Below are 1,080 nucleotides of genomic sequence, written 5' to 3'. Positions count from 1 at the left end.
TGGAACGAGATGAGGCTTCACCAAAGCTTGGGATACCGAACCCCAGTCGAAGTGGAAACCGATTTTTGGAAGCAGAACCCGCCGCAAGAAATAATAGAAATCAAGGCAAATGCCTAGGAACAAAACTCGGGGCACTTCAGTCATTGGCGTGATACTGTGTTCCCACAGGTGGCCATGAGTTGTCACTAGATAACACTGATTAGGGAAGGACTAGGGAATGAATCGGGAAGATTCCCTAGTCCCTCTCCCTCGTTGTGGAAGGCATGGCAATGGCACGGAGGAAGGCTGAGCGCACGCGCCAGGCATTCGGCAAGTTGTCGGTTAAGGGCAAGCGCGTCTATGCGGAATACACCGGGCCGGATGGTCGCATACACACCCCTGGGCATTCCTTCCCCCCAAAGATTGGTGCGGAAGGTTGGCTAGCGGAGGAACGCCGCCTGATTGACCTAGGCACCTGGACGCCACCAAAGCAGCGCAAGGAAGAAGAGGCCCGGCGCCCTCGTGGAAGAGGCCAACAGCATGACCGTGGGGGAGCTTGTAGACGATTGGCTTTCTAGGGCAAACAACCTGAAGGAACCTACGCGGCGCACTCACCGCAAGAAACTTGAATTGCGTGCCTTATGCCCGTCGATACCGGGGGAGCTGGACAGCCTGAAGGATGTTCGCGTGGTGGATGTAGATAGGCAGCGGGTGCGTTTGTGGGTAGAGCAGATGCTGGCAATATGGCCGTATGGGGCAGACGGCTACCATGCTTGTTACTACGCGCATAAGCGTCTTGTGACTGCTTTCAACTGGGCAAAGAATGAGCTTCAACTGATTGATTCCAACCCTGTATCTGGTGTGAAGATGCGCAAACCGCAACCCGGAAACAGGGATGAAGCGGTGTTTACCAACGATGAAGCAAACGCCATAGTGAAGGCGTTTCCTGATTGGTTACAGCACGCCCCGCTTATTTTGCTGTATAGCGGGCTGAGGCCGGGGGAGATGCTGGAGCTACGCCTAAAGAGGGTGTCAGGAAGTTTGTGTGTGAGGCTCTGATCTAGAAGGAGTTTCACCGATAATGACTACGGTGTCACTGAA

Annotated in this window: 2 protein-coding genes; both read left to right on the top strand. The window is 54.4% G+C overall.

Annotated elements, in window-relative coordinates; genetic code table 11:
* Positions 1 to 263 precede the first annotated feature (263 nt).
* Complete coding sequence (locus QP965_RS11620; protein WP_502869820.1) at positions 264 to 557, top strand: hypothetical protein; 294 nt, start codon at positions 264 to 266, stop codon at positions 555 to 557.
* On the top strand, positions 502 to 1,038 hold the full coding sequence (locus QP965_RS11420; protein WP_284844969.1) for a hypothetical protein: 537 nt from the start codon (positions 502 to 504) through the stop codon (positions 1,036 to 1,038). The genes QP965_RS11620 and QP965_RS11420 overlap by 56 nt, the downstream gene beginning before the upstream one ends.
* The last annotated feature ends 42 nt before the right edge of the window (positions 1,039 to 1,080 follow it).

This window comes from Corynebacterium sp. MSK074 (assembly GCF_030229735.1).
Taxonomy (GTDB): Bacteria; Actinomycetota; Actinomycetes; order Mycobacteriales; family Mycobacteriaceae; genus Corynebacterium.
This window is presented reverse-complemented; position numbering and strand designations above follow the sequence as displayed.

What these genes read in the sequence shown, in the direction of transcription:
- QP965_RS11620 (WP_502869820.1), top strand. Translation starts at nt 264, where the DNA reads ATGGCAATGGCACGGAGGAAGGCTGAGCGCACGCGCCAGGCATTCGGC.